5 protein-coding genes are annotated in these 5,293 nt (G+C 34.2%); 1 reads left to right on the forward strand and 4 read right to left on the reverse strand.

Features of this window, described 5'->3' with window-relative positions:
• The first annotated feature begins 255 nt into the window (after nt 1-255).
• Nucleotides 256-1,461, forward strand: coding sequence for a right-handed parallel beta-helix repeat-containing protein (locus tag V7161_RS28660; RefSeq protein ID WP_335716190.1), 1,206 nt, complete (start codon nt 256-258; stop codon nt 1,459-1,461).
• 142 nt (nt 1,462-1,603) lie between these two features.
• Here the strand turns inward: V7161_RS28660 and rfbB are convergent, their stop codons facing one another.
• The 4 genes from rfbB to rfbA are packed head-to-tail and all read right to left on the reverse strand — an operon-like array spanning nt 1,604 to nt 4,935.
• Complete coding sequence (rfbB, locus tag V7161_RS28665; RefSeq protein ID WP_335716191.1) at nt 1,604-2,623, reverse strand: dTDP-glucose 4,6-dehydratase; 1,020 nt, start codon at nt 2,621-2,623, stop codon at nt 1,604-1,606.
• The gene (gene rfbD / locus V7161_RS28670) at nt 2,623-3,477 is read right to left on the reverse strand and encodes a dTDP-4-dehydrorhamnose reductase (RefSeq protein WP_335716192.1); all 855 of its coding nucleotides are present in this window, start codon (nt 3,475-3,477) and stop codon (nt 2,623-2,625) included. The genes rfbB and rfbD overlap by 1 nt, the downstream gene beginning before the upstream one ends.
• A gap of 3 nt (nt 3,478-3,480) precedes the next feature.
• Complete coding sequence (gene rfbC / locus V7161_RS28675) at nt 3,481-4,041, reverse strand: dTDP-4-dehydrorhamnose 3,5-epimerase (protein ID WP_335716193.1); 561 nt, start codon at nt 4,039-4,041, stop codon at nt 3,481-3,483.
• A gap of 15 nt (nt 4,042-4,056) precedes the next feature.
• Entirely contained in the window at nt 4,057-4,935 is an 879-nt protein-coding gene (gene rfbA, locus V7161_RS28680) for a glucose-1-phosphate thymidylyltransferase RfbA (RefSeq protein WP_335716194.1), read from the reverse strand.
• Nucleotides 4,936-5,293: the final 358 nt, after the last annotated feature.

The raw sequence follows: 5,293 nt of genomic DNA on the forward strand, positions 1-5,293 counted from the left end.
GTTTATTATGGGGTACCTCTATCAGTGTTCCTGTTTGGATTGCAGTTTTCGGTTGGATAAAATTAATAATTCACATTCTCTGAATCAGGTTTTCTGATTCTTTTGCTCTTTACCTCATACCCTTAAAGACCCATAATTCATTCGCTTACTAGGATAAACTTATATACCTGAACAGCTACCTTTATTCATTTAACACAAATGTTTATAATTATAGAGTTAAATACATTTATAAATTAAATGATTAAGGAGTTAAGTATGAAACTGGAACAAAGGTTTTATTTGCTAAGTCTTTTCCTATGCATCATCATTTGCTTTTTCATTATCTATATTATTAAACCACAACTATTATTAAATATCGGACAAGGTTCCAACAAAAAATTAGTTAATGTAGAAAGCTTTTCAAAAAAATGGTCAGAAAAAGATGATACTGGAAGAATTCAACGTGCCATAAATTATGCAAAAAGGAACAAATCATTCGTAGTTATTTTTGATTCGAAGGAATATTATATAAGTGCTCCCTTAAAGGTCTATAGTCATATAAAACTATTGGGACAAAATAAAACTAAGACAAAAATTATTTCTAAAGGTGATATACCTGCAATAGCTTCTGAAGGATATTTCTCACCAGGAGTAGGCAGTAATAATATTGAAATTGAGAATATCGGTATATACCCTAGGGAAGTAACAATAAAAACAAAATACGATATTGAATTAGTAAATACCTATAACAGCAGTGTGAAAAATTGCTATATTAATGATTTGGCAATGTCAAAATCTGATGTTGGAGGGATTAGATTCTCAAAGGATTCAAAATATAATGGAAATCATTTTGTTAATTCTGTTAGAGAATGTCAGTTGCAAAATGCTTCAGTTGTTATGGAGAGCACTGACTCGTATATTCAATCAAATGAAATATGGGCAGATACTCGCAGCTTTGGGATTCATATCATTAAGTCAAGTCAGTTTATTACAAACAATCAAATTGTGGGTTCAAATGTAAATGGAGGATTATGGATTGAAGATACTAAAGACAGTTATGATGTTGAATTAATTAGAATTACTGATAATTTTTTTGATGGTTCATATGATAACGTTGATTCAGGTGTTGGATTATATGCTAAAAACCTTAGACTTTCAAATATCACAGGAAATAACTTTTGGCGCCTAATGGATGAAGGAATAAAATTAACTAATTCTCACAGTATAACAATCATGGCTAATGTTTTCAGTGATAATAATCGAAGAGATGCTGGAAAAGATGACATTTTACTAGATAGTTGCTCTGCCTGCGTTGGGGTTGGAAACACTTTTAAACGCAGTTTAATAAATCAAAACAAAGGTAGTGCAATTAGGACAATAAACTCTTCAGAAAATAAAAACCAATTTTCCGCTAATTCTATCTTTTCAAGCTCCTTTTACAATCCCAATTCATTCTCTAACTTGGATATTGGCTCTGAATAGACTTTAATAATAATGTTATTTAATTGTATTCACTAATTTATACCTTGAACATTTTTATCTGTCTTCTCCCTAATCAATAATATGAAAAAACCCGAATTTAATGTGTGAATTCGGGTTTTTTCATATTTCCTACAATATTTCATTAAATAGTATATTGCTTTTTAAAGTAGTTTTGGTATTCTCCACTAATAATTTGCTCCCACCACCAATTATTCTCTAAGTACCAATCGATAGTTTGGGCAATCCCAGTTTCAAATGTGTAAGTTGGTTTCCAGCCTAACTTTTCTAATTTAGTCGGATCAATCGCATAACGCTTATCATGTCCTAACCGGTCTGCTACAAATTCAATTAACTCCTCTGATTTCCCTAGAGTTTTAATAATGGTTTTAACTACTTCTAAATTAGTACGTTCATTATGGCCGCCGACATTATAGACTTCACCAGTTACACCTTCATGTAAAACAAGATCAATGGCAGCACAATGATCTAGTACATGCAACCAATCACGAATATTTTTTCCATCACCATAAACCGGTACCTTTTCATCATTTAATACACGAGAAATCGTTAATGGAATTAGTTTCTCTGGAAAATGGAACGGTCCATAATTATTAGAACATCGAGTAATATTTACGGGCAGTCCAAAGGTTTCATAATAAGCCCTTACCATGAAATCAGAAGAAGCCTTGCTTGCACTGTATGGGCTATTAGGTTGTAAAGGAGTTTCTTCTGTAAAGAATGTTGTCGGATCAAAATCCAATTCACCATAGACCTCATCAGTGGATACATGAACAAACTTCGTTAAACCAATTTGCTTCGCAGCATCTAGCAATACTTGTGTTCCCAATACATTGGTTTTCACAAATATCTCAGGCTCAGTTATTGAACGATCCACATGACTTTCTGCAGCAAAGTGAACCACAAAATCAAATTTTTCTGTTTCAAACAGTGGCATAATTGCTTCCCGATCAGCAATGTCAGCCTTTACAAAATGATAATTGTCCTTCATTTCTATTTCTCGGTGCTTTGTTAAATCACCGGCATAGGTTAATAAATCTAAATTATAAATATCATAATTTGGATACTTGTTTACCATATACTGGACAAAGTTTCCACCAATGAAGCCTGCCCCGCCAGTTACTAAAATCTTCTTCTTATCCATTATCTCACCTCATGTTTTAATGCATTTAAGTATTGACTTAAGGAATCCTGCCATGCTGGTAATGGAGAAAATCCATTATCTACTAATTTCTGCTTCGACAACCGTGAGTTCTTTGGACGGACTGCCCTTGTTGGGTATTCTTCAGATGCAATTGCATTAACCGTCACTGTTTTCTCTGATAAGAAAAAGATTTCCCTTGCAAAATCAGCCCAGCTGCAATATCCTTCATTTGTTGCATGATAGATGCCATATTTATCCGTTTGAATCATGTCAAGCAATAAACGGGATAGATCAAATGTATTTGTAGGTGATCCAATTTGATCGCCCACTACGTTTAACTCATTACGAGTTTCTGCTAATTTTAGCATGGTTTTCACAAAATTATTGCCATTCAGGCCAAAAACCCAAGATATTCGGACGATGAACCAGTCTGATAATAGAGATTGTACCGCTTTCTCCGCTTCATATTTTGTTTTTCCGTAATACCCAACAGGATTTGGGGTATCGGTTTCAACAAAAGGAGCTTCTCCCTTACCATCAAATACATAATCCGTACTTATAAACATGAATTTCGCATTTATTTCTTTAGCTACAGATGCTAAGTACTTTGTTCCGTTCACATTTACATCCATGCAATTTTCCTGGTCATCTTCTGCCTTATCAACTGCTGTATAGGCTGCACAATGAATGATAACATCAGGTTTGATTTCCATCACATACTTGTAAACAGATAGTTCATCAGTAATATTTAAGTCCTTTGAACCAACACCAATCATTTTGAAACCGCGATTAATACCTTCATGAACAACATCATACCCCAATTGACCTGTAACACCTGTTACCAATATTTTCATTGTTTACTCTCCATAACTAAAGTTATTATCTGCGTTTGCAAGGAGAGGTGCCTTTGCATCCTTCGCAGATAAAACAGGAGAAATTTCAATTGGCCACTCAATTCCAATAGCAGGGTCATTCCAGATAATTCCACGGTCACAATCTGGTGCATATAACTCGTCCACTTTATATTGAACCTCAACATCATCGGTTAACGTCATAAAACCGTGTGCAAATCCTTTAGGAACGAGTAATTGCTTTTTATTTTCTGCACTTAGTTCCAGTCCAAACCATTTTCCAAAAGTAGGACTTCCTTTACGAATATCAACCGCTACATCAAAAATAGACCCTTTCGTACATCTGACTAGCTTTGTCTGTGCTTTTGGATTTAATTGATAATGCAAACCTCGTAATGTACCTTTTGCTGCCGAAAAGGATTGGTTATCTTGGACAAACTTTATATTAATTTCTGCATCATTAAAGACCGCTTCACTATAAGTCTCTGTAAACCAGCCACGGTGATCGCCAAATACCTTTGGTTCTATTATTTTTACCCCTGGCAAGGAAGTTTCAACTATATTCACAATAACACCCCATTTTTAGTACTTGATACTGCCATTTGCTACTTTTAACAAATATTGGCCATACCCTGTTTTAGAAAATTTTTCTCCTGATTCAAATAATTGATTTTTTCCGATCCAGCCATTTATATAGGCAATTTCTTCAGGTGCTGCAATTTTAATGCCCTGATGTTCCTCAACTGTCTGAACAAAGTTGGTCGCTTCCACCAGACTATGATGTGTACCTGTATCTAACCAAGTAAAACCGCGTCCGAGTAATTCGACTTCAAGCTCACCTAAACGCAAATACGCTTCATTTACGGAAGTTATCTCCAATTCCCCGCGGGCAGATGGTTTAACATTTTTGGCAATGTCTATAATCCGGTTATCATAAAAGTATAAACCAGTTATAGCATAATTTGATTTTGGAATTTCTGGCTTTTCTTCAACGCTTAAAACTTTTCCATTCTCATCAAATTCCACTACCCCAAATCGCTCTGGATCATTGACATGATATCCAAACACGGTAGCCCCAAATTCCTTTTGAGCTGCACGTTGAAGAATTTTTCTCATTCCGCTTCCATAGTAAATATTGTCACCCAAAATCATTGCTACGGAGTCTTCACCGATAAAATTTTCCCCAATTAAAAATGCCTGGGCTAATCCATCAGGACTAGGCTGAACTTTATATTCAAGGCTAATTCCAAATTGCGAGCCATCACCTAACAATGCTTCAAATCGAGGAGTATCTTCTGGTGTCGAGATAATTAATATTTCACGAATTCCTGCAAGCATCAGTGTTGATAATGGATAATATATCATCGGTTTATCATATATAGGTAATAATTGTTTACTTGTAACCATTGTCAATGGATATAAACGGGTTCCACTGCCTCCGGCTAAGATAATGCCCTTCATTTATTTCAACGTCTCCTTTTAGTACAAATAATGTACAGCATAAAAATTTTCAAAGAACTCTATATTTATTCCTCTATTTTGCAGCATCACTTTAATATCTCACCTAATTTAAGAGAATTTCCTCTCCTAAAGAATATAAATGAAAATATCCCGAGTAAAACCATGTAAAAAATAAGGAAAGAAAGTAAGCCTTTATACCAAATTAAATTACCAGTTAAGTAAAAAACAATTGTTATTAAAATCGAAAGTACATGCATATATTGGTTTCGTACCTGTAACTTTACTTTAAAGTAAATATCCGTTAATAAAAGCCATAAATAGAAAACAATTGTGTTCAATATTGTCATTGCAATTAAGT

Origin of the sequence: Neobacillus drentensis (assembly GCF_036965425.1) — a bacterium.
Taxonomy (GTDB): Bacteria; Bacillota; Bacilli; order Bacillales; family Cytobacillaceae; genus Neobacillus; species Neobacillus drentensis_F.

Bases quoted from the DNA above. Each gene is read 5' to 3' on its own strand.
- V7161_RS28660 (WP_335716190.1), top strand. From the start codon at position 256: ATGAAACTGGAACAAAGGTTTTATTTGCTAAGTCTTTTCCTATGCATC.
- rfbB (WP_335716191.1), bottom strand. From the start codon at position 2,623: ATGGATAAGAAGAAGATTTTAGTAACTGGCGGGGCAGGCTTCATTGGT.
- rfbD (WP_335716192.1), bottom strand. From the start codon at position 3,477: ATGAAAATATTGGTAACAGGTGTTACAGGTCAATTGGGGTATGATGTT.
- rfbA (WP_335716194.1), bottom strand. From the start codon at position 4,935: ATGAAGGGCATTATCTTAGCCGGAGGCAGTGGAACCCGTTTATATCCA.